This window comes from Xenorhabdus mauleonii (assembly GCF_900113945.1).
Classification (GTDB): domain Bacteria; phylum Pseudomonadota; class Gammaproteobacteria; order Enterobacterales; family Enterobacteriaceae; genus Xenorhabdus; species Xenorhabdus mauleonii.
In genome coordinates this window covers 177,519-199,848 of the sequence record NZ_FORG01000004.1, presented here as the reverse complement: position 1 = coordinate 199,848, position 22,330 = coordinate 177,519, and the positions used below count along the sequence as shown (strand labels likewise).

Annotated in this window: 26 protein-coding genes; 12 read left to right on the top strand and 14 right to left on the bottom strand. The window is 43.0% G+C overall.

Annotation, left to right across the window (positions count from 1 at the left end):
- The first annotated feature begins 149 nt into the window (after positions 1–149).
- The 3 genes from BM100_RS05720 to BM100_RS05710 all read left to right on the top strand — a co-directional run bounded on the left by BM100_RS05720 (position 150) and on the right by BM100_RS05710 (position 1,664).
- On the top strand, positions 150–596 hold the full coding sequence (locus BM100_RS05720) for a VOC family protein (RefSeq protein WP_092508814.1): 447 nt from the start codon (positions 150–152) through the stop codon (positions 594–596).
- A gap of 30 nt (positions 597–626) precedes the next feature.
- A complete protein-coding gene (locus BM100_RS05715) occupies positions 627–1,004 on the top strand; it encodes a VOC family protein (protein WP_092508812.1) in 378 nt (125 codons plus the stop codon).
- Positions 1,005–1,169: 165 nt separating this feature from the next.
- On the top strand, positions 1,170–1,664 hold the full coding sequence (locus BM100_RS05710; protein WP_092508810.1) for an NUDIX hydrolase: 495 nt from the start codon (positions 1,170–1,172) through the stop codon (positions 1,662–1,664).
- Between the two features lie 913 nt (positions 1,665–2,577).
- Here BM100_RS05710 and BM100_RS05700 read toward each other — a convergent pair.
- The 6 genes from BM100_RS05700 to BM100_RS05680 form a co-directional block, all read right to left on the bottom strand.
- Positions 2,578–2,757 (bottom strand): hypothetical protein, encoded by a 180-nt coding sequence (locus BM100_RS05700; protein ID WP_092508806.1) that lies wholly within the window; start codon positions 2,755–2,757, stop codon positions 2,578–2,580.
- Positions 2,758–3,137: 380 nt separating this feature from the next.
- Positions 3,138–4,022, bottom strand: coding sequence for an efflux RND transporter periplasmic adaptor subunit (locus BM100_RS05695; protein WP_092508804.1), 885 nt, complete (start codon positions 4,020–4,022; stop codon positions 3,138–3,140).
- A gap of 7 nt (positions 4,023–4,029) precedes the next feature.
- Positions 4,030–4,242, bottom strand: a complete 213-nt coding sequence (locus BM100_RS05690) for a DUF1656 domain-containing protein (RefSeq protein WP_092508802.1) — start codon at positions 4,240–4,242, stop codon at positions 4,030–4,032.
- Positions 4,243–4,293: 51 nt separating this feature from the next.
- A complete protein-coding gene (locus BM100_RS22485; protein ID WP_244590578.1) occupies positions 4,294–4,470 on the bottom strand; it encodes an FUSC family protein in 177 nt (58 codons plus the stop codon).
- 2 nt (positions 4,471–4,472) lie between these two features.
- The gene (locus BM100_RS05685) at positions 4,473–4,934 is read right to left on the bottom strand and encodes a MarR family winged helix-turn-helix transcriptional regulator (protein WP_169924665.1); all 462 of its coding nucleotides are present in this window, start codon (positions 4,932–4,934) and stop codon (positions 4,473–4,475) included.
- Positions 4,935–5,185: 251 nt separating this feature from the next.
- Positions 5,186–6,055, bottom strand: coding sequence for an SDR family NAD(P)-dependent oxidoreductase (locus tag BM100_RS05680; protein ID WP_092508800.1), 870 nt, complete (start codon positions 6,053–6,055; stop codon positions 5,186–5,188).
- 112 nt (positions 6,056–6,167) lie between these two features.
- Between BM100_RS05680 and BM100_RS05675 the strand changes: the two genes are divergently transcribed.
- Positions 6,168–7,097 (top strand): AraC family transcriptional regulator, encoded by a 930-nt coding sequence (locus BM100_RS05675; protein WP_092508798.1) that lies wholly within the window; start codon positions 6,168–6,170, stop codon positions 7,095–7,097.
- A 16-nt stretch (positions 7,098–7,113) separates the two neighbouring features.
- On the opposite strand, the gene BM100_RS05670 is transcribed toward BM100_RS05675, so the two are convergent.
- Positions 7,114–8,058 carry a LysR family transcriptional regulator gene (locus BM100_RS05670; RefSeq protein WP_092509046.1) on the bottom strand — a complete coding sequence of 315 codons (945 nt, stop codon included), beginning with the start codon at positions 8,056–8,058 and terminating at the stop codon, positions 7,114–7,116.
- Positions 8,059–8,136: 78 nt separating this feature from the next.
- On the opposite strand from BM100_RS05670, the gene BM100_RS05665 reads away from it, so the two are divergent.
- From BM100_RS05665 to BM100_RS05655, 3 genes are all read left to right on the top strand, one after another.
- On the top strand, positions 8,137–9,105 hold the full coding sequence (locus BM100_RS05665; protein WP_092508796.1) for an MBL fold metallo-hydrolase: 969 nt from the start codon (positions 8,137–8,139) through the stop codon (positions 9,103–9,105).
- A gap of 101 nt (positions 9,106–9,206) precedes the next feature.
- Positions 9,207–9,449 carry an agmatine deiminase family protein gene (locus BM100_RS05660; protein ID WP_092508794.1) on the top strand — a complete coding sequence of 81 codons (243 nt, stop codon included), beginning with the start codon at positions 9,207–9,209 and terminating at the stop codon, positions 9,447–9,449.
- Positions 9,428–9,721: an agmatine deiminase family protein gene (locus BM100_RS05655; RefSeq protein WP_092508792.1), complete on the top strand. Its 294-nt coding sequence runs from the start codon at positions 9,428–9,430 to the stop codon at positions 9,719–9,721. The genes BM100_RS05660 and BM100_RS05655 overlap by 22 nt, the downstream gene beginning before the upstream one ends.
- 99 nt (positions 9,722–9,820) lie before the next feature.
- Here BM100_RS05655 and BM100_RS05650 read toward each other — a convergent pair whose 3' ends face one another.
- Together BM100_RS05650 and BM100_RS05645 are read right to left on the bottom strand one after the other, a co-directional pair.
- Positions 9,821–11,110, bottom strand: coding sequence for an arsenic transporter (locus tag BM100_RS05650; RefSeq protein WP_092508790.1), 1,290 nt, complete (start codon positions 11,108–11,110; stop codon positions 9,821–9,823).
- 203 nt (positions 11,111–11,313) lie between these two features.
- On the bottom strand, positions 11,314–11,649 hold the full coding sequence (locus tag BM100_RS05645) for a metalloregulator ArsR/SmtB family transcription factor (RefSeq protein ID WP_092508788.1): 336 nt from the start codon (positions 11,647–11,649) through the stop codon (positions 11,314–11,316).
- Positions 11,650–12,113: 464 nt separating this feature from the next.
- Here BM100_RS05645 and BM100_RS05640 point away from each other — a divergent pair, with 464 nt between their 5' ends.
- The 3 genes from BM100_RS05640 to BM100_RS05630 are packed head-to-tail and all read left to right on the top strand — an operon-like array spanning position 12,114 to position 15,536.
- Positions 12,114–13,160 (top strand): Fe(3+) ABC transporter substrate-binding protein, encoded by a 1,047-nt coding sequence (locus BM100_RS05640; protein ID WP_092508786.1) that lies wholly within the window; start codon positions 12,114–12,116, stop codon positions 13,158–13,160.
- Complete coding sequence (locus BM100_RS05635) at positions 13,144–14,838, top strand: ABC transporter permease (RefSeq protein WP_092508784.1); 1,695 nt, start codon at positions 13,144–13,146, stop codon at positions 14,836–14,838. Before BM100_RS05640 ends, BM100_RS05635 begins: the two co-directional genes overlap by 17 nt.
- Positions 14,839–14,861: 23 nt before the next feature.
- On the top strand, positions 14,862–15,536 hold the full coding sequence (locus tag BM100_RS05630; RefSeq protein ID WP_092508782.1) for an ABC transporter ATP-binding protein: 675 nt from the start codon (positions 14,862–14,864) through the stop codon (positions 15,534–15,536).
- A gap of 112 nt (positions 15,537–15,648) precedes the next feature.
- On the opposite strand, the gene BM100_RS05625 is transcribed toward BM100_RS05630, so the two are convergent.
- Positions 15,649–16,329 carry an HAD-IA family hydrolase gene (locus BM100_RS05625; protein WP_092508780.1) on the bottom strand — a complete coding sequence of 227 codons (681 nt, stop codon included), beginning with the start codon at positions 16,327–16,329 and terminating at the stop codon, positions 15,649–15,651.
- Between the two features lie 304 nt (positions 16,330–16,633).
- Here BM100_RS05625 and BM100_RS05620 point away from each other — a divergent pair, with 304 nt between their 5' ends.
- Complete coding sequence (locus BM100_RS05620) at positions 16,634–17,236, top strand: DJ-1/PfpI family protein (RefSeq protein ID WP_092508778.1); 603 nt, start codon at positions 16,634–16,636, stop codon at positions 17,234–17,236.
- Between the two features lie 225 nt (positions 17,237–17,461).
- Here the strand turns inward: BM100_RS05620 and BM100_RS05615 are convergent, their stop codons facing one another.
- The 4 genes from BM100_RS05615 to BM100_RS05600 form a co-directional block, all read right to left on the bottom strand.
- Entirely contained in the window at positions 17,462–18,043 is a 582-nt protein-coding gene (locus tag BM100_RS05615; RefSeq protein ID WP_092508776.1) for an NAD(P)H-dependent oxidoreductase, read from the bottom strand.
- Positions 18,043–18,468, bottom strand: coding sequence for a GNAT family N-acetyltransferase (locus tag BM100_RS05610; protein WP_244590577.1), 426 nt, complete (start codon positions 18,466–18,468; stop codon positions 18,043–18,045). Before BM100_RS05610 ends, BM100_RS05615 begins: the two co-directional genes overlap by 1 nt.
- A 353-nt stretch (positions 18,469–18,821) precedes the next feature.
- Positions 18,822–19,886 (bottom strand): flavin-containing monooxygenase, encoded by a 1,065-nt coding sequence (locus BM100_RS05605; protein WP_092508772.1) that lies wholly within the window; start codon positions 19,884–19,886, stop codon positions 18,822–18,824.
- A gap of 45 nt (positions 19,887–19,931) precedes the next feature.
- On the bottom strand, positions 19,932–20,711 hold the full coding sequence (locus tag BM100_RS05600) for a helix-turn-helix domain-containing protein (RefSeq protein WP_092508770.1): 780 nt from the start codon (positions 20,709–20,711) through the stop codon (positions 19,932–19,934).
- 338 nt (positions 20,712–21,049) lie between these two features.
- Here BM100_RS05600 and ydeE point away from each other — a divergent pair, with 338 nt between their 5' ends.
- A complete protein-coding gene (gene ydeE / locus BM100_RS05595) occupies positions 21,050–22,234 on the top strand; it encodes an efflux MFS transporter YdeE (RefSeq protein WP_092508768.1) in 1,185 nt (394 codons plus the stop codon).
- Positions 22,235–22,330 lie beyond the last annotated feature (96 nt).

Sequence of the window (22,330 nt, the reverse complement as noted above, 5' to 3'; positions counted from 1 at the left end):
TTATCATATTGTTTTTAAATGGTTTTGCGATGAATCAATAGATTGTAACTTAACAAAAAAAGTTACTCATTCGATCCTGTCAGTTATATCTATAATTGAGAATGGGGTGATTGAATGCTTTTCACTGAATTATATCAACGAGGCATTTTATGAAAGGTCATGTCGCAGGAATTGATGTTCTATTTGTTGCTGGTTTTGGCCCAATAACCCGTAACACGGAAATCAGTAAGTCATTTTATGTGGATCTGCTTGGCTTGCCTTTACAGTCTATGGATGGAAATAATGATTATTTGCTCACAGAGCAAGATGGGCTGGTGGGAGTTAAACATTTTGCACTTTGGCCATTAACACAGGCGGCTTATTCTTGTTTTGGTACTGAACACTGGCCCTCTGTACTAGCAGAACCCCAAGCTTGGCTTGAGTTTGAAGTCAGTGATATTGATGCTGCCACCAATGCACTGACAGCTAAAGATTATCGCGTGTTGGTAGCTAAGCGGAAAGAACCCTGGGGGCAAATAGTGACACGCTTACTTAGCCCAGAAGGGATTTTGACTGCGGTTACTATTACTCCGTGGTTGCATGAGCACGCTAATTGAATAATTAGATTGTTAAAACAGAAGGGCTACATGTTAACTAACATTCTTACTGATAACTTAACCAGTACACGAGATTTATTTGTTAATCTCTTGGGTTTTAGTATTGAATATGAATCTGACTGGTTTATCTCAATGTCTTCTGAAAAACATGGGCAAGTTTCCGCTTTCCTGAGAACGAGCGAGTTTATTCCAGATGCATATCAGAAACCATGTCAGGGGCTGATTATCACTTGTATTGTAGAAGATGTAGAACCTTATTATTTGAAAGCGCTGAAATTGGAACTCAATATTGCTGAACCGCCACGAGATTTACCTTATGGCCAACGTCGATTTCTTATTAAAGATGAAAGTGGTGCTTTGCTAGACATATCTGCACCAACTGCATTATTGGATCCCAATTATGGATAATTTAAAAAATCCTACCATGTAGTTTTGTCTAGTATGAAAATGGAATTTAAATCTAAACATCGGAAATCATCTCATGGATTTTCTTATTACAAATATAACTCCGGCTACATTATAACTGATTGTTTAGAATGAACATATTTCTTCGTAGGAATAGGGTAATAAAGTATGCGTGTTCGTTGTTCCGCTAGATTGCTTATCATCAACTCGTCCAGGCAAGTGTTGTTATTTCGTTTTGCACATACAAACGATGCGTTGGCAGGTAAGTCTTACTGGGCTACTCCTGGTGGCGGTGTTGAACATGGCGAGTCTTTTGAACAGGCAGCTGTCAGAGAACTGAAAGAAGAAACTGGCATTATTAGGGATAATGTTGGGAAACATGTTGCGCAGAGAGCTTTTGAAATGACCCTCCCCAGCGGAGAAACTGTTCTGGCAAAAGAGCGTTTTTTTATCGTGTTATCTGATGAAGAAGAAATCAACAATAATGGATGGACTGATAACGAAAAATCAGTTATCCATCGCCACCATTGGTGGGGGCTTAAAGAACTGATTCAAACACAGGAGATAATATATCCGTCAGATATTACAAAAATAATATCTTCGCATTTATTTGATAATCTCGAACCAATGAATATAAATGAGCTTCCCATTACCAAGTTTTGATAATGAATTGGAAAAAATTTCAACGTAAACCTTCATGGCACCAAATGCCAAGGCGAAGTAGAAATGTCCTGATTTATGAATGTATTATTGAATAAATTATTGCAGAAGAATTTATGATATTGATATAAAGAAAAAATCAATGCCAAATGTTGAAGCATACTATAAACGACTTCTTAGTAGACCTGCATATCGTGAACATGTCGTTATCTCGTATGATGAACTTCGCCCCAGCAATGCATTTTAGTCGGCAGTTGATGATCAATCATATCTTGACGGACTTCTAACTGGCTAACGATTTCCAATGTAAAAACTCCGCTCGATAAGTCGTAATAACTTAGTCCAGAGCGGAGATTACAATTTTGCTATGACAATATTGGTTCGCATAATCTATATTATGTTAAATTAAATCAATGGAACATAAAGCTCATAATCTTTTTACGTCCTTATGTAATCATAGAGTTAGCTACCCTGTTCATTTTTCACTTGCATACATTACCTGGGTTAGACAATTTGTTTATAATCACATTTTATGTAAGTATTATTGCGGATGGTTTTTTATTTTCGGGTGACCAATAGCCACCTCGACCGTGGTAGGTTTCTGCTCCCAGGACGAACTTAGTTCCGCAATAATTGCATGTAAAATGATAATCAACTATATCGCCCCATATCATCTTTTCAGCGCACTCACGGAAGCTGTATTGGTTCCAGTTATCGGTTGTTTGAATTTCTGACAATATTCCTTCACTGAGCGCGTTTCTGGCAATACGTATTGCCTTTCGTAATTGCTCTGGTGTCCGGATAACGTATTTAACACATAGCTCCTGGCAGTGCTCGCAGCTCATTTAGTTGAACCTCACGTTGTTGGTCATGGTACCATTATCCCTTCACAAAAAAATCAATATGGTTTATTTCATTAGTTTTGCCCATTCTGGCTTCGTGAATCAAAGACAATCTCCTCAGTTCCATCTTCGTGATGATAAACAATCTGATAATCAGGGCCAGGGTTTTGAAATTCAGCCTCATAAGCTGCATGGAATTCGGGATCTTTGAAAAACCTATTCTTAACTTCTTCATGCGTTGTGAATTTTTTCATTTAAAACTCCCTCGCGGCTATCACCGTTGGTTATATGCTGCTGTAGATGCAACAAACATCTGGCGTACTCCCCCATACAGAGGAAATTCGATTAGCAATCTCCAGATTAAAATCCCCCCTTTCCTAACCAACAACGATCTCGCCTCAGAATCTGTCAATCCACTTCTGTCTGTGAAAACCTCACAGTTCATTTCTATATCCTACAAATCTCTGGCGATAATCTCACCCGGATGTGTAATCTGCTGACACAATTCCAGCCTAATTAGTTTTTCATCACAAAAATCGGCAATACAGTCAATCGACAAAAACTCCTGAAATTCAATTTAATCTGATTCAGCACGACGGTCACAAGTGTTGGCGAACTGTTTTGACAGCTCAGTTCAGTTGGAATGATTTTTTTCGTCGATAACAACAGAAACGGTTCTTCCTGCAATTAAGGTTATACCTTCAGGCACACTGTCAATTTTAATACGCACAGGAATGCGTTGTGCCAGGCGGATCCAGCTGAATGTGGGATTAACATTCGCCAGCAGCGTCCCGGATGTGGTCGTGCGTTCGCTGTCGTTGATGCCCGCAGCCAGGCTTTCGACATGCCCCTTGACCACCTGAGATTCACCCATAATACGGATCGAGGCAGAGTCTCCGACTCTTATTTTGCCAAGTTTTGTTTCTTCAAAATATCCGGCGACGAAAAAACTACCGGAATCTACTAACGCCATTACCGGCTGACCAGCAGTAGCATAATGCCCCGGACGCAAAGAGAAATTTGTAATAATGCCATCCACGGGCGCATAGAGATCGCTGCGTTGAAGGTTGATCGCAGCCAGTTTCTGATCGGCGATCGCTTGGTCCAAATCTGCCTTCGCCAGCGACAGCGCATCACTCTTGTTGTCCTGCTCCTGCTGCGAAATAGCATTTTTAAGCGATTGATAGCGTTGGTTTTCCCGACGTGCTGTTACCAGTTTTATTCTGGCCTGTTCCACTGTCGCGTTGGCCTGCTCCACCGCGTTAACCAGACGCACCTTATCCAAGCTAACCAGCAGTTGTCCCTTATGAACCCGCTGGTTATCCTGGACATATACGCGGGAGACGATGCCCGAAACATCCGTCGACAAAGGGACAACATCTGCGGTAATTTTTCCATCTCTGGTTTGCGGAGCATAAACATAATATAGATAAAGCTGCCATAATACATACGCGGCAGCAATAAAAGCCAATAGCGTGATGGACTTCCTTAACCAGCCGGTAAGTTGTCTGTACTGCATAATAACCTCAGGAAACAGAAATATATTTTAATGTCAGGGAAAAAACACCTGTCAGGATCAAAAACAGGCATGTATCAAAAAGCGGACGTTGTGCGATAAGCCGGTAACATCCTAGATGTTCCATCAACCGGGAAGTCAACAGTCTTGCTGGAAAAGCCAGCGCAAGGCACAACAGTAATGGCGAAATAAAGATGCCATCGATATTAATCTCACTAATCATGAATTGGAGTCCAGCTGGTACTGTCAGGAAAATGCAGAAGTCGCAAACGTGTTAACGGAGATAGACTGCGCGGGCTCGCACTGAACCACTGACAGCGTTGTTCAGTACACAACATGTCACCATTGCCCAGTAAGGATTAAGAAGGCCAATACTTTCGGCCAAGCCGAATGCCAGCATGGCAGAAATAAAAAGCTTACTACTATATAACAACTCTGCTTTTCCGGGCATTGCTACTCATTTTCGCTATTCTTAAAGTAATGTAAGGCTCGTTCCTCGAACAAGCGTAATATGCGCGTAGCCGCGTCAATGTCTTCCTGTGGCACATCCGCCATCAATTCCAGACGCAGTTTATCGGCTGCATCCTCCAGTTGTTGCGCCAGTCTGGCACCTTCCGGCAGGATATGCAGCGTCTTATAACGGCGGTCGTTCTCCCCTTCCCGGCGTTCCAGATAGCCTGCTTCAGTCGCCTGATCCAGCAACCGGACCAGTGCTCCGGGATTCACTCCCACGAGCTCAGCCAGATCACGCTGGTTAATACCTTCAGTCTGACGGTTGACATGGATCACGACTGTCGCCAGAGCCATTGAAATATTGTGTTGGGCAGTAACCAGACCTGCAGCCTGTTTCCATGCTCTTCTGGTGGGTTGCAGTGCGTTCGAAAGGTTATGTAGAGAAATAATCTTGGCATTCATAATCGGTTCCTAATTTTGACATATAGATTAAATAACAACTATTGCAAAAGCAATAGTTGTTATCGCTGGATTATATAGGATTATTATCATAGTGACACAAATGCGGATCATCGGAAGCATAAAAGCGGCAGGATAATATTCTTTCACCAGAAAGTTTTTTATCCTTTTAAGGATATACAGATGGTGTCGATTTCAGCCCCGGCCGGTTTACATTTGCCGGGGGGATTAAGGATTTATTGAACAACAAAGTATCAGGTTGCCTGAACAGGATTTGTGGCTGCGCCAGGGATGGCAGTGTCGATGCCTTTTTTCCGCCATGTGTTCAGATCACGATTTCGCGAGGCGACGGCGCTTTCCCACAGCTGATAAGCATCCTCGCCCAGCATCAGACGCACAGGTGCGGTATCATTTTCCACCATATCGATCACCAGCTGCATACCTTTGACCGGATCGCCCATTTGCTGGCCATCCTGACTGGAGAAGTACTCATCCAGTCCGGCATCCAGCGGAGCATAATCTGCAATGATTCCCTTGGCTTTCATTGCAGCAGCACCGGCAAATCCGGTACGGAACGCGCCAGGTTCAATCAATGTTACGCGCACACCGAACGGTTTTACCTCATGGTGCAGCGATTCAGTAAAACCTTCCAGAGCAAACTTCGAGGCGTTATATAATCCGTTGCCGGGGAACGCCACAAGGCCAGCAATGCTGGTCAGATTGAGGATATGTCCTGATTGTTGAGCACGCATATGTGGCAGAATCCCCCGCGACAGCTCGGCGGCAGCAAAGAAGTTCAGTTCCATATTGGCGCGGATCTGTTCGGAGGTGAACTCCTCCAGTGCACCATAGGCCCCGGCTCCGGCAATATTGGCCAGTACGTCAATACGTCCAAAGTGGAAGAATGCGGCTTTTAGCACCCGGGCACGCTCAAACGGGCTGGTGACATCCAGTTGTAGCGGCAGGGCTCGCTCGCCGTATTTTTCTGCAATCTCTTGAAGCGGTTCGAGGCGGCGGGCAGTGAGCACGGCGCTGTCGCCTTTTGCCAGCACCAGTTCGCCCAGCGCTTTACCAAAACCAGATGATGCGCCAGTGATGAACCATACTTTATTGGCGTGATGCATAGGGAAAACTCTCCGTTTATGGGGACGAAATACTGATGTAACAATAATTGTTGCTGTGAGTACTATCCATGCTTTAGAGTCCTTATTTCTTTTGCAATCGTACGGAATAACTATGGATCCGTTGTCAGATGTTCTTTCTTTACTGCAACCGCACAGCCAGTACTACGCGGGGTTTGACGCAGCGGGTGACTGGGCATTTAACTTTCCGCCCTATAAAAAAGGCATAAAGTTCATGGCTGTGACCAAAGGCACGTGCTGGGGCGTAGTTGAAGATGCTGAGAAGCCGATATGTTTTCATGCCGGAGACTGTATTTTGCTCAACAGCCACCAGAGTTTGCTGCTCTCTTCCGATCCGGCGCTACCGGTCACGGACGGGGCATCACTGGCTGAAGAGGCCGTCAGAAATGGCTTGGTGAAGTACAATGGCGGCGGCGATGTGTTCATTTTAAGTGGCCTGTTCATCTTTTCCGGTGAACATGCCGGAGTGCTGTTTGATGCGCTACCGTCAATTGTGCACATTCCGAAGGCTACCGACCAGGCTGAGGTGATTCGCTGGTCTCTGGCGCAGTGGGCCACTGAGTTAAGGGAGCCGAAACCGGGAGGCATATTGATGTCCACACACCTGGCACATCTGATGCTTGTTCAAGTGTTGCGCCTTTTTCTGACGACTTCTGACGCGCTGCCGCAGGGATGGTTTCGGGCGCTAACCGATAAGCAAATTGGCCAGGCTATTATGGCGATTCACGCAGAATCGGAACGTAACTGGACCCTGCTCTCGCTGGCGCAGGTGGCAGGCGTATCCCGTACCGTCTTTGCTCAGCGTTTTAAAGCGCTGGTTGGCAGGACAGCGATGGAGTATCTGTCCCGCTGGCGAATGCTGAAGGCGGCAGATCGTTTGCAAAACAGCAGCGACAGCGTTGCCACTATCGCCTTCTCTTCAGGCTATGAATCGGAGAGCGCATTCAGTACGGCGTTTAAACGGGTTATGGCTGTGAGCCCCGGTAAATATCGACGTAATGCATTGGATGAGCGAATGAGTTAAGTTATGGATTTTTATACTATCCATGCTCACTGCCATTTTCATATCCGCAATCAAATAATTCAGCAATGATTGTCTTTAACCACATCAGGATCGGATGGCTATTATTACGTTCGTGCCACAATAAACCGATATCAAACGACGGAATATCGAACAGTAACGGACTGCTCTCAAAACCATACTCTTGTTGCCATAGTTTCCCTAATGCACACGGCACAGTAGTGATAAGCGGCATGGCTTTCAGTAATCCTGGCAAGGCGGAAAAATGTGGTGTTGTATAAACGACACTGCGGGACAGCCCTTTTGATTCCAGTAAGGTATCTATCTGGCTTCGGTTTGCTGATTTATAACTCACCATAACATGTTGCAATGCAGCATAATTTTCAGTGATCACAGGTGTTTTTAATGTCAGTTGGCCTGTATCCCATAGCATAACAAAATTCATCGGGATCACTGTTTGCCTACAAATATGCTGTATTGACGGCACTGCCACGGAAATGGCCATATCGAGCGTTCCTTTTTCCAACTGCTGTGCATCTATAAAAGGATCGCTTTCAACAGTATTAATTCTGAGTCCCGGAGCTCTAGAGGCAAGTATCGGCAATAATTTTGGCATCAACAACATTTCAATCCAGTCGGTCATACCTAATGTCATGGTTGCTTGTACCGTTGCTGGAATAAACTCGTCGGATTTAAACACGAAGGTCTGTAACTGGGTCATTATCGGTAAAATCGATTGGTGAATTTCTACCGCTCTATGTGTAGGCTGCATCCGGTGACCGCTGCGGATAAATAACGGATCATTAAACATGTTACGTAAACGCGCCAGTGATGCACTAACTGCTGGTTGCCCCAAATGAAGTTTATCTGCGGCAACAGAAACACTCTGCTCCCTGAACAATACCATAAAGGTAACCAGCAGATTCAGATCCATGCCCCTAAAATTATTTTCATTAATAGTCATAATAAATTCAATCAATTTGTTTGATAACACTATCTCCATAATACTGATGCAGGTCAAACATATTGATAGGAAAAGAAAATGAAAACCGCACTAACACTGCTTGCAATTCTTACGGGCAGCCTGCTTACGACAACACCACTCCTTGCCCAACCTGTACCGGTCACGCAACAACAGGCACCCGGCTATTACCGGATGATGTTAGGTGAATGGCAGATAACGGCTGTTTCTGATGGAACGGTAACTATCCCTCTGGATAAATTACTAACGAATATTTCACCTGAGAAATTAAAGCGTCAGATGGCCAAGGATGCGATGACGCCATTGGCTGAAACTTCTATTAATACTTTTGTAATTAATACCGGTAAACAACTTATTCTGGTTGATACTGGTGCCGGTGCACTTATGGGAGAGGCTGGCGGCCATTTACTGACTAACCTGCGTGAAGCAGGCATCCTGCCAGAAAATATTGATATTGTCCTGTTAACTCATATCCACGGAGATCATTCCGGTGGTGTGCAGTTCAATGGGTTGCCGGCCTTCCCTAATGCGAAGGTTTATGTGGATCAGAAAGATGTCAGTTGGTGGCTCGATCCCGCTAATATCAGTAAAGTGGAAAAAAGTCAGCAGTACACATTTGCAGAGTCAGAGTTATCCCTGCGCCCTATCATTAACGCCGGAAAACTCCAGACATTTCAGGCCCCGACAGATATCATGCCCGGGATTAGTGCCATTCCGGCTCCAGGACATACCCCCGGCAGTGTTATTTATCGTATCAGCAATCACGGCCAAAATATGATTTTCTGGGGAGATATCATTCATGCAAAAGCGGTTCAGATGCCTGAACCTGACGTGGCAATCCATTTTGATGTTAACCAAAAACAGGCGGTTTCAACACGCGAAAGTGTTTTGGCTGAGACCGTTAAATCAGGTGACTGGGTTGCCGCTGCCCATATTTCATTCCCGGGATTCGGACATGTGAAAAAGGCGGTTGATAATGGCTATCGTTGGGTTCCAATAAATTATAGCGCTAAAGGGAATAACCAATAAAACATAAAAGGTAGGCCATCAATTAGTCTACCTTTTTTCTTTTGTTATTCGATTACCGCAATAAAACTCATGCATTTTTACTCTAGTAATAATTCATAGATATGCTCGTCATCCACTATATTACCAGTAAATTTAAACCCGAAAATTTTGTTTATGACACTGCAACACATAAACCGACTGCCATCAGCTTCAACTTTAATGGCTGGGGTGGAAAACAGACCTCAGAACAAGATGCTGGAGTTGCGGCAGTCATGGCGGAATACTGCGGGATGCCGCTATATACCAGCCCGTTGATACTGGAAGGCGGCGCGATAGAAGTTAACTGCTTGATACTATTCACATAGTTAATAACCCACTTCATACGCGGGTTAACCGAGAGGTATATCCGGATTTTGCTGCCGGTTATATCAATTTTTACCCGTGTAACGGCGGAATTATCCTGCCAGAGTTTGGTGACAAAAAAGCGGATGCGGAAGCAAAAGAGTTAATGGAATCTCTATTTCCGCAGCAACGCATTGTTCAAGTGGATATTGATTACATTGCAATTGGCGGCGGTGGGATCCATTGTGTGACCATGCAGCAACCCGATTTCACAATGCTCACCCCTGACGAATAAAAAAGAAAAGCCGCAGTCACTTAGATGGAAGTCAGTGACTGCGGCTTCGGCCTTCAAGTAAGCTTAATTAAAGCCTACCTTGTCGGAGGCACGTTACCATTAATTTAATAGTGAAAGCCTGAGCACTAAAGCGATTAACGTGACTGTTAATACAGGGATGGTCATGATAATGCCTGTTTTAAAATAGTATCCCCATGTGATGGTCATATTTTTTTGCGATAAAACGTGTAACCATAACAAGGTTGCTAAACTTCCAATGGGAGTGATTTTTGGCCCTAAATCAGCCCCGATGACATTTGCATAAACCATTGCTTGCTGTATTAATCCGGTAGCCTCACTCCCTTCAATGGATAATGCGCCGATTAACACGGTTGGCATGTTATTCATGATGGAAGATAAAAAAGCAGTGATAAACCCAGTCCCCAGCGTTGCTGCCCATAGACCTTTATCAGCAAGATAATTGAGTATTTCTGAAAGATAGTTGGTTAACCCAGCATTTCTTAAACCATACACAACCAAATACATGCCAAGTGAAAAAATCACAATTTGCCACGGTGCACCACGTAACACTTTCTTTGTGTTAATCACGTGTCCTTTGGAAGCAATGATCCAAAGAATTAACGCTCCTATTGCAGCAATAGCACTGACTGGAATCCCCAAAGGCTCTAACACAAAGAAACCTATCAATAATGACACCAATACAAACCATCCTGCTTTAAATGTTGTCATATCCTTAATTGCTAAAGCCGGGTTGCCCAGTTTTGAGACCTCATATTGTTGAGGTATGTCTTTGCGAAAAAAGTAATGCAGCATCATTAACGTTGCGACAATAGCGGCAATATCAACGGGAACCATGATAGATGCATATTCACTAAAACCGATATTGAAGAAATCAGCAGAAACGATGTTGACCAGATTGGAGACAATAAGCGGCAAACTGGCTGTATCAGCAATGAAACCAGCGGCCATTACAAACGCCAACGTTGTTCCTTTGTTAAAGCCTAACGCTAATAACATGGCGATGACGATGGGGGTCAAAATCAGCGCTGCACCATCATTAGCAAATAAAGCGGCAACGGAAGCGCCGAGCAAAACGATATAACTGAACAGTAACCGCCCTTTTCCTCCGCCCCATTTTGCTACATGCAATGCTGCCCATTCGAAGAAACCACTTTCATCTAAAAGAAGGCTGATGATGATCACGGCAACGAATGTTGCTGTCGCATTCCAGACAATGTTCCAGACAACGGGAATATCCTGAAAACTGATAACACCAAATGCCAAAGCCAATATTGCCCCGAGAGTTGCACTCCAGCCAATACCTAACCCTTTAGGCTGCCAAATAACAAAAGTAATCGTCAGAATAAATATTAGTGCTGCGATAAGCATAACAACCTCTTTTAAAAGATGCTGAAAAGCGCCTTTTATCCGCGAATAATGATTAATCAGCTAATTGACTTCATGCTGATATTCCAACCTGCTCATTTTTTAAAAAAGGACGATGGCAACACGTTTTGTCAGTGTCACTTTTTCAAAGTTTTTCATAATGATGAAATTATATATGATTTTCCATATGTATTGATTCAAAATTTTTAAGCAGAGCAACTGCCGACAGAGTTATTTGTCTCTATCGCATTAATCAATTGAGAAACCCTGTTTTTCTCTGTGGCATAAGTCAGGTCTATCATGTTCTTTACCCACGGCAATAATGCAGGTGATAATCTGTAATGAACCCATTTACCATGCTTTGAATCCAGTAATAAACCGCATTCTCGCAACATAGCAAGATGACGGGAAGTTTTGGGTTGAGACAAATTTAACGCGGTATAAATATCACAGACACACAATTCACCGACTGCTTTCAGAAGCAATACGATGTCCAGTCTCGTTTGATCACTCAATATCTTAAACAATTGTAATGGTTCCATGCTTGCTCCTTTGTAATCTGTTTTGCAATTTACATCCAAATAATATATGCGTCAAACCGAATATGTTGTTAGAGGTTAGCCCGCCGAGTGCTTAGTCAGGTTCGTGTTTAGCGGTGAAGAATGATGTTTCTAGGTGCTGCTTTTTTATTAAAAATGATTATAAAACTTGGCTTTTCTCACCCTCAACCCTGTCTTTTATATCGACCATGTTATAGATGAAAATGATAACAAAATAAAAATAAATGAATGTAAATATCGCAATTAATATAAATGGATTATTATTTAGAGGTTTTGTTAATTATTCTCAGTTTGCTTTTGTTTTTGTAATTAATTGAAATAGATTAATAATTACGATGAATATAATTGCAAACGAGACTCATTATCATATATAATCATGCTCCTTAAATAAAAACCCATATTTTCATTAAGTTACGCATTACCTAAATTCCGGAGTAGATAAGAACATGTCAAAAACGTTGTCAGGTATACGTAAAAAAGCGTATTTACTTACATTGTCATCATCATTGCTGGCCTCCTTTGCATTACCTGCTATTGCGCAGGATTCTCTAACTCTCTACACGACACGGGAACCTGGCCTGATTCAACCACTGCTTGATGAATTTAAAAAAGAAACATCCATCAATGTAAACACGGTATTCATTAAGGATGGAATGTTAGAGCGAGTAAAAGCCGAAGGTAAAAATTCACCCGCAGATCTACTGATGACTGTCGATGCAGGTAATCTCATGGATCTTGTTGATGCCGGAGTGACTCAGCCTATTGAATCAACGACTTTAGTCGAGGTAATCCCTGCCGAATTGCGTGATAAAAATAATCACTGGTTTAGTCTTTCAATGCGTTCTCGTGTGCTTTATGTAGAAAAATCGCTGCCGATTACTCACATTAATTATGAAGATCTCGCTGCCCCAAAATGGAAAGGCAAGGTATGCATCCGCGCAGGCCAGCACCCCTATAATACAGCACTCATTGCAGCCATGATTGCACATGATGGTGAAGCAAAAACTGAATCTTGGTTGCGTGGTGTGAAAGGCAATCTTGCACGCAAAGCGACTGGGGGTGATCGCGATGTGGCACGCGATATCCTGGGCGGTATTTGTGACGTGGGATTAGCAAACTCTTACTATGTCGGCCGTATGAAGAATGCAAAAGAAGGCACTGATGCCCGTAAATGGGGTGATGCAATCAACGTTATTCAGCCTACATTTAAGAACGGCGGAACCCACGTCAATATATCGGGAGCCGCGGTAGCAAAGAATGCTCCACATAAAGAGCAAGCTGTAAAATTGATGGAATACCTCGTTTCAGCGCCAGCTCAACAACTCTATGCACAAGCTAACTACGAGTATCCTGTCCGTAAAGGCGTTCAGCTTGATAAGACGATAGGAAATGCGATAGGTCATGTTGAAGTGGATAACATTTCGCTCACTGATATCGTTAAATTCCGTAAAAAAGCTAGCGAATTGGTAGATAAAGTTGGCTTCGATCAATAAAGTACCTTCAGCTGATAAGCGCGGCGCCTTTAGGCGTGCGCGCTTCATTTTTTCTCTGCTCAGTATATCAGCCATAAGCGTTGCACTGGGCATTTTGACTCCTTTGATGTCCTTATTGTGGTTAGCCACAAACGCAGGGATCTCTCATTGGGAGCACTTGATACACTACGTTTTGCCTAGTGCAATTTTTAATACATTAATTCTCTTGGTTGGGGTCGCCATACTTGTTATATCAATTGGAGCGGGCTGCGCTTGGTTGGTGACTGCGTTTGACTTTCCGGGAAAACGGCTGGTTAGCTGGGCATTACTGCTGCCATTGGCGATGCCAACTTACATTGTCGCTTTTGCTTGGTTAGATTTACTGCACCCGATTGGCCCGATTCAAGAGGCTATACGCAGTATTCTAGGCTACGATAGCCCACGGCAATTTCGCCTACCCGATTTGCGATCTATGAGCGGGGCGACCATTCTGCTTGGCCTAGTATTGTATCCATATGTTTACCTCACCATGCGAGCCATGTTTATCAGCCAACCTGCTCATTTGCTGGAAGCTGCACGAACTTTAGGCCTTAGCGCCACAGGAACTTTTTTCCGGGTTGCGTTACCAATGGCCCGCCCTGCTTTGGTAGTTGGAACCAGTCTGGCCTTATTAGAAACGTTAAACGATATTGGCGCATCAGAATTTCTTGGTGTAAACACACTGACGGTAACGATTTATACGGCTTGGGTCACTCGCTCAGATTTGCCTGCTGCTGCACAAATTGCCTGCACAATGCTGACAATCGTTATTCTGCTACTGACACTGGAATATTATGGCCGTAAAAACCAGCGCTACAGTTCAAACAAACAAATGAGAGGGATACAAGCAACACGATTAACCGGCATAAAGGCTTGGGCGGTGGCTTGCTTGACCGGACTGCCTATTCTGCTCGGTTTTGTCGCGCCGGTTCTCTTTCTTGGGTGGGAAAGTTCTAAGCGACTGGGAGAGAGCATGAAACTCTCCAGCAATCTGATGCATTCATTGCAAAATTCATTGCTATTGGCTGTGGGTGTCACTGCTGTTGTCACATTAGTCAGTTTAATTATTGCTTGGTATGCCCGTCATTCTGCGATCTCGAATCGCTCGCCGGAACGTCGCCGCATAGTATTGCGGATTGCGTCATTGGGCTATGCTGTTCCTGGCACTGTACTGGCAATCGGTTTGTTGACGCCCGGCATGGCAATCGACAACTTCCTTGCAGGATTGGCTAATGTTCAAGAACTTCCCCTGCTTTCTTCTGGCATATTGTTGGTTATCTGTTGTGCTATGCGTTTTATGGCTATTGGGATTGGATCACTTGATGCAGGGTTAACCCGAATTCCACCTGTGATGGAACAAACATCACGTCTACTGGGTGAAAATGAATTTATGACTTTCTTGCGGGTGCACCTGCCTTTACTGCGCCCTGCCTTGGTCACAAGTGCTTTACTGGTTTTTGCTGATGCAATGAAAGAACTTCCTACCACGTTGTTGTTGAGGCCAATCAATTTCGAAACCTTGGCGACAACGCTTTATGCTGAAGCGGCTCGAGGCACTTATGAAGAAGGAGCGATAGCCGCATTAATGATAGTGATGGTTGGCACACTTCCGGTTGTGCTTCTGGCGCGTAGTCAATTAAAAACGAGTGGGAAGCAATAGTAAGGATATGAGGAATTAGAAAATTGTCTGATTTAACACTCATTATGCATGATGTTTGCGTTTCCTATGGAAGCAAACATCGTCTCCATCACGTACTCAATGGGTTCTCTATGCATATTGCCTCTGGGGAATTAGCCTGTTTACTTGGGGCATCAGGATGCGGTAAAACAACCGTCCTACGAGCTATCGCGGGTTTTGAGCCGATATATCAAGGGACTATTCATATTGGTGGGCGCTGTGTTGCCGGGCCGAACATACATCTTCCCCCTGAGCAACGCAATGTTGGCATGGTCTTTCAAGATTATGCCCTATTTCCTCACCTGACAGCTGCGCAAAATATCGCTTTTGGCCTCCGCAAGCAGCCGAAAGACATCCAGCAATCCCGCGTTCATACTTTGCTTGAATTGGTAGGCCTTTTACCACTCGCACATCGTTATCCGCATGAAATGTCCGGCGGGCAACAACAACGGATTGCGTTGGCACGGGCTTTAGCGCCTCAACCAACCGTGTTGCTGCTTGATGAACCGCTATCCAGCCTTGACCCTGCGAATCGCCAACGACTTGGTCAAGAAGTTAGAGATATTTTGCATGATGCAAAACAAACAGCTCTTTTGGTCACCCACAGTGAACAAGAAGCTGAGTTAATGGCGAGTCACATAGGTTATGTGAAAGAAGGTGCGTTTCATTTGCAAGAATGATGGTGCCAGTTTGATATTCAAAACCATCATTAAACATCTTGATTTAAGAAGGCCGTTTAACGGCCCTTATACTTAATAACAATTTGATGTAAAAAAGTATCCTTATATCACATCAAGCTGCGCGAACAGGTTTAATTGCCAATTGCATTTTCCCATCCTGACCAACATGGCTCACAATAATGTCCCGAAGATCGGACACGACGACGTCGTCAGGAAATTTTGATGGCGGGTAAGTCGTTGCCAGAGCGATGACGTATGCCCCCGAACGGTGCCCTGCCTCGATTCCGCCCGGTGCATCCTCAACGACCAGACAGCGGTGAATATCGACCCCCAATTTTTCAGCCGCTTGCAAATAACCTTCAGGATCCGGCTTGCCAGCCTGAACCTTTTCGGCTGTCACCAATGCCTTGGGTTCAGGAATCCCACAGTAAGCCAGCCTTGTCGTTGCTATATTTTCGGTCGAAGATGTCACTATTGCCCACTTACCTTCCGGAATCGCGAAAATCAGTTCTTTCGCGCCAGAAATCGTCGTGACATGACTTTCTTTCGCCTCTTCAACCGTGAAAATATCTACAGCGGCTTGGATATCGGCATCATCACCTAAAATGCTGCGTGCAGTATCTTCCGGTCGACGTCCATGTGATTGGTCGATAACAGATTGAGAGTCCAGCCCATAATACTGCGCCCAACGTGACCAAATCCGTGCACATGCACTACTGGAATCGATTAGGGTGCCATCCATATCGAATAATATTGCATCGACTTCAATAACCTTTTCGCTAAGATTGTTCATTGATTTTCTCCTATCAATTACTTTTTTTCTTAATCTAACTTCGTTTAAATTTAAGTAGACAATTTGCACGCTTTATCCACTTTAATTTATGAAGCCATTTTCAGTTGTATGCGTTTAAATCAGAATTTAATCATAGTATTCGAAGAGCACAATAGCTTCATCTGGTTGCTTTAAATATTGCTACTCTCTTTTCGGCCATCATAAATATTAATAAGCAAAACGGCGGAAAAATAAACCTTACGCTATAGCTACAGCAAGCAAATACAAATTAAAAGTTAACATATTTTTAACTGGAGTGTGATACATGTATACAGTTGCAATGGTTATTTTTGATGAGTTTACCGATATAGATTACTTTCTAATGCGCGATATTTTTGGCCGTTGTCGGAATGATTTTAATGTGAAAGTTTTAGGAACAAAGCCTCACCACACTTCCATTCTTGGACAGAAAGTAGAAATCGATGATCATATATCCCTCGCCAATGATGCGGATGTTGTCTTATTCAGTAGTGGCCAATTAGGTACCCGAAAGGTATTGGCTGACGATAATTTTATTAATTCATTCAAACTAGACCGGCAACGGCAGATTATCGGTTCCATCTGTTCCGGATCTTTCATTCTCCAAAAGCTCGGGTTACTCGACGGAATCCAAGCAACGACTCATCCTTATGCCAGATCTGCGTTTATCAATATGGGCGCTGATATAGAAGATAAGCCGCTGGTTGTACGTGGAAACATAGGCACTGCTGGTGGTTGTCTTTCCGCCATGTACCTAACGGGCTGGATTGCAGAAAAACTTTTTGATAGCGAAAAACGTCGAAAAATGCATCACCCATTAATCCCAGTCAATCAACATGAGCTATTTGAAAATATTATTGCCGATGCTATTTCTGATGCCAAAAAGTAATACATAGGTTGGAAAGCCCCATTGAAGTAAATCAACATTTACTCTTATAAATCTACGAAATGGAATAATTGGAAGCGAGAAAAACTGAAAGTAAAAAAGCCACCTAGTATGGCTTTTTTACTCATGCAATTGTGACTATTTTGGCTATGCCGTGATAACCGTTAATCTATCTCTACCAAATAAAAAATGATCAGAATGGGTCACTATACGGTAATCACAATACCGTCATAATAAGCGTTGCAAGAATAACTGAATTTTCTGTTGCACCGCGTTTTGTTCCTCGATATTTACATCAAATCCCTGCAAATACACAAAACTCAATTGGTTAATGCCCATAATATTAAGTGCAAACGTTAAGTACGGCGTAAAAAAATCTTGCTGACGGCTATTATTAACAATGCGCGATCCTGACTTAACGATAATAATGGTTGGCCTATCCGCTAATAGCCCTACTTTTCCTTCGCTGCCAGAGGTGAACGTTCTTTGACTGCGCAGTACATAATCCAACCAAAGTTTTAGGCTGGCAGGAACGCCCAAATTATGCACTGGTGTGCTAATGATTAAAGCGCGGCTCATTTCGAGCTGATTAATCAATTGTTCAGAAATTGCATAACTCGGGTGATCAAATGCCAGGTTTTGAGTTACCGCCCGAGCATAATCTGCGGTAATGTTCGGTAAAGGCTCATCTGATAATTGGCGTTTCATTCCTTGCAAGCCTGAAACATTGGCGAATGCATTTTCAATAAGCCGAGTCGTTAGTGAATTAGTACTATGAGGACTAACATCTAACCAAAAATAATCTTGCATCAGAGCACCTCAACAAAATGCATCGCTTTCGATAACAAGCCATGGCGAAAGTAAAAACGCTGTGCCCGGGCGTTGCCTAAACCCGTATCTAACACGAAATGGACGCAATGCGCTTCTGCTGCTTTAGCTCGCACAGCGTCTAACAATTGCTGACCAATACCCAAACTTTGGCTATCGTGTGCGACTACTAAATCATCCAGATATAAAAAACGGCCATAGATTAGATTTTCTTGGATTCTATATCCTGCCAACCCACGTATTTCTGATGACTCCATAATGGCCAGAAGTCGATAACCTGCTTGCTGCTGACGCACCACTTGCTCCACATATAACTGAGGATTCACCAGATGCGGGCGAAGTTGCTGCATTAACACAAAGCTGTCCAATAAGTGTTTTGACTGAGTTAACGAAATAATTTCCAACACTGTGAGTACCTTTGTCTGCGGTTTTCTTTGTATGTTATAGATATATTGTCCCATGACACAGGCACAAAAAATGCTAATTCATATAGGAGAGGAAATGGAAAAATCGCTATTTAATGACGTGTTAAAGAAGCCATTAATTTAGGACAATGGCAGCCTAATCAGCGTTTGCACGCAATTTGTACTTTAGCCAGTAAACTTAATGTTGCCCGTGGAACAATTGAAATCGTCTACCAAATGTTAACCAGTGAGAGTGACTGAGTTACTCGCGATTATCGAGCTAGCAATAGCTAAAAAAAGCCTGTGACGACAGGCTTAAGGGTCTGAAATCCAACTGTGTGAAAACACCGGAATGGTTAATTTTCAGTATTTAAATGCTGCCTTATAAAGATAGCGTCTTCTCCAGCGCCCATAATCAACGCGGATGCCCGGTTACGTTGCCACGGTCGTCCGATGAAATAAAGCCCCTCTATTGGAGAGATGCCTTTGCTATGTAAAACCTCTCCTTTTGCGCCAAAAGCATTGGGGATATTTATCCATGCCATATTATCTTTATAACCTATTGCCCAAACGATCGAAGTGACTTTTTCCAATGCGCTATTCTCAAATTTTGCAATGTCATTATTTACGCTTACTAAGCGAGGCATTATTTTGACTCCTTTTTTGGCTAAGTAAGGTAAGTCTCTATTTCTATTTGGGATCGGGTCTTTACTGCGCAGCATTTTGCCTATCATCGATAAACTGGATGCTTTCAATAGCCCTAATCGGTTCAGCCACCACCACACGGAACGCCCCAGAATATATTCGGGCAATAAGTTACGAGGTTTACCTGTCGCCAGTAAAACGGAGTGGGTAGATGCAAGATCGAGTGCGATATCTCTTCCGCTTGCCCCATCGCCAACAACAAGTACGGTGCCTTCAGGCACTGTATGCATATCACCCACAGTGTCAGGCGTAAACTGTTTGATAGTTTTACTGAAATGATGAGCTTGTGTGGGTATCTTCGGATCTTGAAAACCACCGGTTGCCACAATCACATGGCTCGCAACAATTTCGGTGCCATCGGATAAGACAGCAAGGAATTGCCCGCTGATGATTTTTTTCTTAAGTTCTACAACGGCTATGCCAAGCCGAATCGGGAAATCAAAGTAAGATGCATATTGTTCTAAGTAGTCTGCGAACTCATCTCGTGTGGGATAATTATCCGCCGCTCCCTTTAGTTTCAGACCCGGTAACGCACTGAGTTCTCTGGGGGTAAATAAAGTCAACGAAGCATATCTCTTACGCCAAGTATCACCAATACGGTTGTCGGCGGAGACCACTATAAAAGGAATATTTTTCTCTTTTAACCGGAAAGCCATCGCCAAGCCCGCCTGGCCCGCGCCGATAATTAATACGAATTTGTTTTTTAAAGGTGACATATTCAGCATCCCATTGATTAATAAGCATGCATGAATATTAATGCCCTAGGTCGGAAAAACTTTCAAAAATTGGCTGACTTGCTTGGCAAAACGAGGGGAAATTCCCATTAGCCTTCTGCTCGTTGCAGATAAATGTGAAGGAGAATCAAATCCGCTCTCCAACGCGGCCTGTGTCACGCTATCTCCTTGATGAATTTTTAATAATGCCGTAATTAATCGATGAAACAGAAAATAGCTTTTTAAACTACTTCCTGTACTGTCGGTAAATAAATGTGAAAGCCTGCTACGTGACAAATAGATGTTGGCTAAAAGGCTGTCATCATGGAGAGGCAATTTTGAGGTGGATTGAAGTGTTGAGATAATGGCATCAACACGTTTGTCACTGATTTCATGAGGTAAATAACAAGCTGAAACACCCAATCTATCTACCGTTTTTTGCCATAATTGCTTGTAAGTATCGCCATTAACTTGAGGTTGCTCAAACATGTTGTAAGCATCCGGAATAAGAGTTCGCAAATGATGCGATAAGTCTTGAAAATGCAGATTATCATTTAACCATTGGTGGCGTAAGCATGCGGCGAGCGAAGATGTATGATTTATCAGTACCAACCAATAAGCTTGATTTTCTAACATAATACAGTGAGTTACCCCGCTGTTTAAAAGAAATGCGGTTGACTGATAATTTTCGTCGTTAATCTGTATTGTTATAGGATCATCGTTAAGTGAGACAATAAGGTGCATAAAATCGTGACGATGCCGTTGCGCTGAGAGTATATCCCCACATAATGATAAATGGTCGGGCATGGTAAACAGCTTTAAATTCATGTCTGATCCGTTTAGATGATAATAAATACTTTATTGATTAATATTATTGTTTAAAACGATTAGCTGAAATTCAGCTCCACTCATTATAGACATAATTGCAACAATGAAACTATTCGTTGATTGAGTTATTGAATAAGATCTTTTCATAATGAATTATTTCAAATCCCTATCTTTTGACCTTATATAAATTAATCTATTACATTTTGATTAGGCTTCGAAGTTTGTGCTGAAAATTCTTCTTTAACAACAGGATATTTTCACACAATTACAATAGAGTTAGTATAAGCAATGGGTAACCGTATATAAATAATCAACTTTTATTCTAAAAATTAAAACATATGCCATCTAAATCAACTATTTCTACAATAACACTGCTTTCTTCTTCGTTATTATTAACGATTGGACGCGGTGCAACTATTCCTTTCATGGCCATTTACCTTTCGCGTGAATATAACATGCCGGTAGATCAGGTCGGTTTTGCCATGACAGCGGCATTAAGCTTTGGCGTCTTGTTTAGCATCGGGTTTGGCATTCTTTCTGACAGATTCGATAAAAAGCGTTGTATGTTGCTGGCAATCACTGTTTTTATCTGTGGCTTCATCGCCATTCCGCAGGTGAATAGCGCCAGTTTGGTGGTGGTGTTTTTATCGTTGATAAATTGTTCTTATTCGGTGTTCTCAACCGTTCTGAAAGGTTATTTTGCTGATACATTACCTGCCGCTGCCAAGACAAAAGTATTTTCACTGAATTATACGTTCACCAATATAGGCTGGACTATCGGCCCTCCATTGGGAACATGGTTGATGATGCATAGCATGAGTTTACCGTTCTGGCTTGCTGCCGCTTCAGCGTCTTTGCCAATCGTGTTTATTCAATATTATGTACAAAATATGCGTATAACCGACGGGAATAGGAAGTCTTCAACATGGAATCCCTTGGTCATGTTGCAAGATCGGGTTCTTGCTTGGTTTATTTTGTCTGTCTTTCTTGGCTCATTGGTGTTTGGTGCTTTCGCTGCTTGTATTTCACAATATGTGTTAACTATTGCTGACGGCTCTTTAGCCGAATCCGTAGTAGGTGTTGTATTGCCTATTAACGCAGCGATCGTAGTGTCTTTGCAATATATGGTCGGCAAGCGAATTCGCCCGGATAATATCAAGGCATTGATGACCCTTGGCACTGTCTTCTTTTTATTCGGTTTGGGCGGTTTCATACTCGCGGGCAGTAACCTGGTAATCTGGGGAATTGCGGTGGCAATTTTCACATTTGGCGAGCTTATCTACGCACCTGGTGAGTATATGTTGATTGATAATATTGCTCCCGAAGGGATGAAAGCCAGTTATTTCTCAGCACAAACCCTGGGCTGGCTCGGTGGTGCATTTAACCCCATGTTCAGTGGTGTGATACTCACTCATCTCCCTCCCTACTCTTTGTTTATCATTTTGATGGGAGTCAGCGTATTGGCTTGGCTATGTATGCTAAGAGGCATGAAGGTAAGAAACGCTCAAGTTAAACTTTTTTAATTGGGGCATTGTTATTTAATTCATGTATTGTTGTCGGAAAATAAAACCCATTTTATTTGAGTAAAGAAGCCACAAATATATGGCTTCTTTACTTTC

Bases quoted from the DNA above. Each gene is read 5' to 3' on its own strand.
- BM100_RS05720 (WP_092508814.1), top strand. From the start codon at position 150: ATGAAAGGTCATGTCGCAGGAATTGATGTTCTATTTGTTGCTGGTTTT.
- BM100_RS05715 (WP_092508812.1), top strand. From the start codon at position 627: ATGTTAACTAACATTCTTACTGATAACTTAACCAGTACACGAGATTTA.
- BM100_RS05710 (WP_092508810.1), top strand. From the start codon at position 1,170: ATGCGTGTTCGTTGTTCCGCTAGATTGCTTATCATCAACTCGTCCAGG.
- BM100_RS05700 (WP_092508806.1), bottom strand. From the start codon at position 2,757: ATGAAAAAATTCACAACGCATGAAGAAGTTAAGAATAGGTTTTTCAAA.
- BM100_RS05695 (WP_092508804.1), bottom strand. From the start codon at position 4,022: ATGCAGTACAGACAACTTACCGGCTGGTTAAGGAAGTCCATCACGCTA.
- BM100_RS05690 (WP_092508802.1), bottom strand. From the start codon at position 4,242: ATGATTAGTGAGATTAATATCGATGGCATCTTTATTTCGCCATTACTG.
- BM100_RS22485 (WP_244590578.1), bottom strand. From the start codon at position 4,470: ATGCCCGGAAAAGCAGAGTTGTTATATAGTAGTAAGCTTTTTATTTCT.
- BM100_RS05685 (WP_169924665.1), bottom strand. From the start codon at position 4,934: ATGAATGCCAAGATTATTTCTCTACATAACCTTTCGAACGCACTGCAA.
- BM100_RS05680 (WP_092508800.1), bottom strand. From the start codon at position 6,055: ATGCATCACGCCAATAAAGTATGGTTCATCACTGGCGCATCATCTGGT.
- BM100_RS05675 (WP_092508798.1), top strand. From the start codon at position 6,168: ATGGATCCGTTGTCAGATGTTCTTTCTTTACTGCAACCGCACAGCCAG.
- BM100_RS05670 (WP_092509046.1), bottom strand. From the start codon at position 8,058: ATGACTATTAATGAAAATAATTTTAGGGGCATGGATCTGAATCTGCTG.
- BM100_RS05665 (WP_092508796.1), top strand. From the start codon at position 8,137: ATGAAAACCGCACTAACACTGCTTGCAATTCTTACGGGCAGCCTGCTT.
- BM100_RS05660 (WP_092508794.1), top strand. From the start codon at position 9,207: ATGCTCGTCATCCACTATATTACCAGTAAATTTAAACCCGAAAATTTT.
- BM100_RS05650 (WP_092508790.1), bottom strand. From the start codon at position 11,110: ATGCTTATCGCAGCACTAATATTTATTCTGACGATTACTTTTGTTATT.
- BM100_RS05645 (WP_092508788.1), bottom strand. From the start codon at position 11,649: ATGGAACCATTACAATTGTTTAAGATATTGAGTGATCAAACGAGACTG.
- BM100_RS05640 (WP_092508786.1), top strand. From the start codon at position 12,114: ATGTCAAAAACGTTGTCAGGTATACGTAAAAAAGCGTATTTACTTACA.
- BM100_RS05625 (WP_092508780.1), bottom strand. From the start codon at position 16,329: ATGAACAATCTTAGCGAAAAGGTTATTGAAGTCGATGCAATATTATTC.
- BM100_RS05620 (WP_092508778.1), top strand. From the start codon at position 16,634: ATGTATACAGTTGCAATGGTTATTTTTGATGAGTTTACCGATATAGAT.
- BM100_RS05615 (WP_092508776.1), bottom strand. From the start codon at position 18,043: ATGCAAGATTATTTTTGGTTAGATGTTAGTCCTCATAGTACTAATTCA.
- BM100_RS05605 (WP_092508772.1), bottom strand. From the start codon at position 19,886: ATGTCACCTTTAAAAAACAAATTCGTATTAATTATCGGCGCGGGCCAG.
- BM100_RS05600 (WP_092508770.1), bottom strand. From the start codon at position 20,711: ATGAATTTAAAGCTGTTTACCATGCCCGACCATTTATCATTATGTGGG.
- ydeE (WP_092508768.1), top strand. From the start codon at position 21,050: ATGCCATCTAAATCAACTATTTCTACAATAACACTGCTTTCTTCTTCG.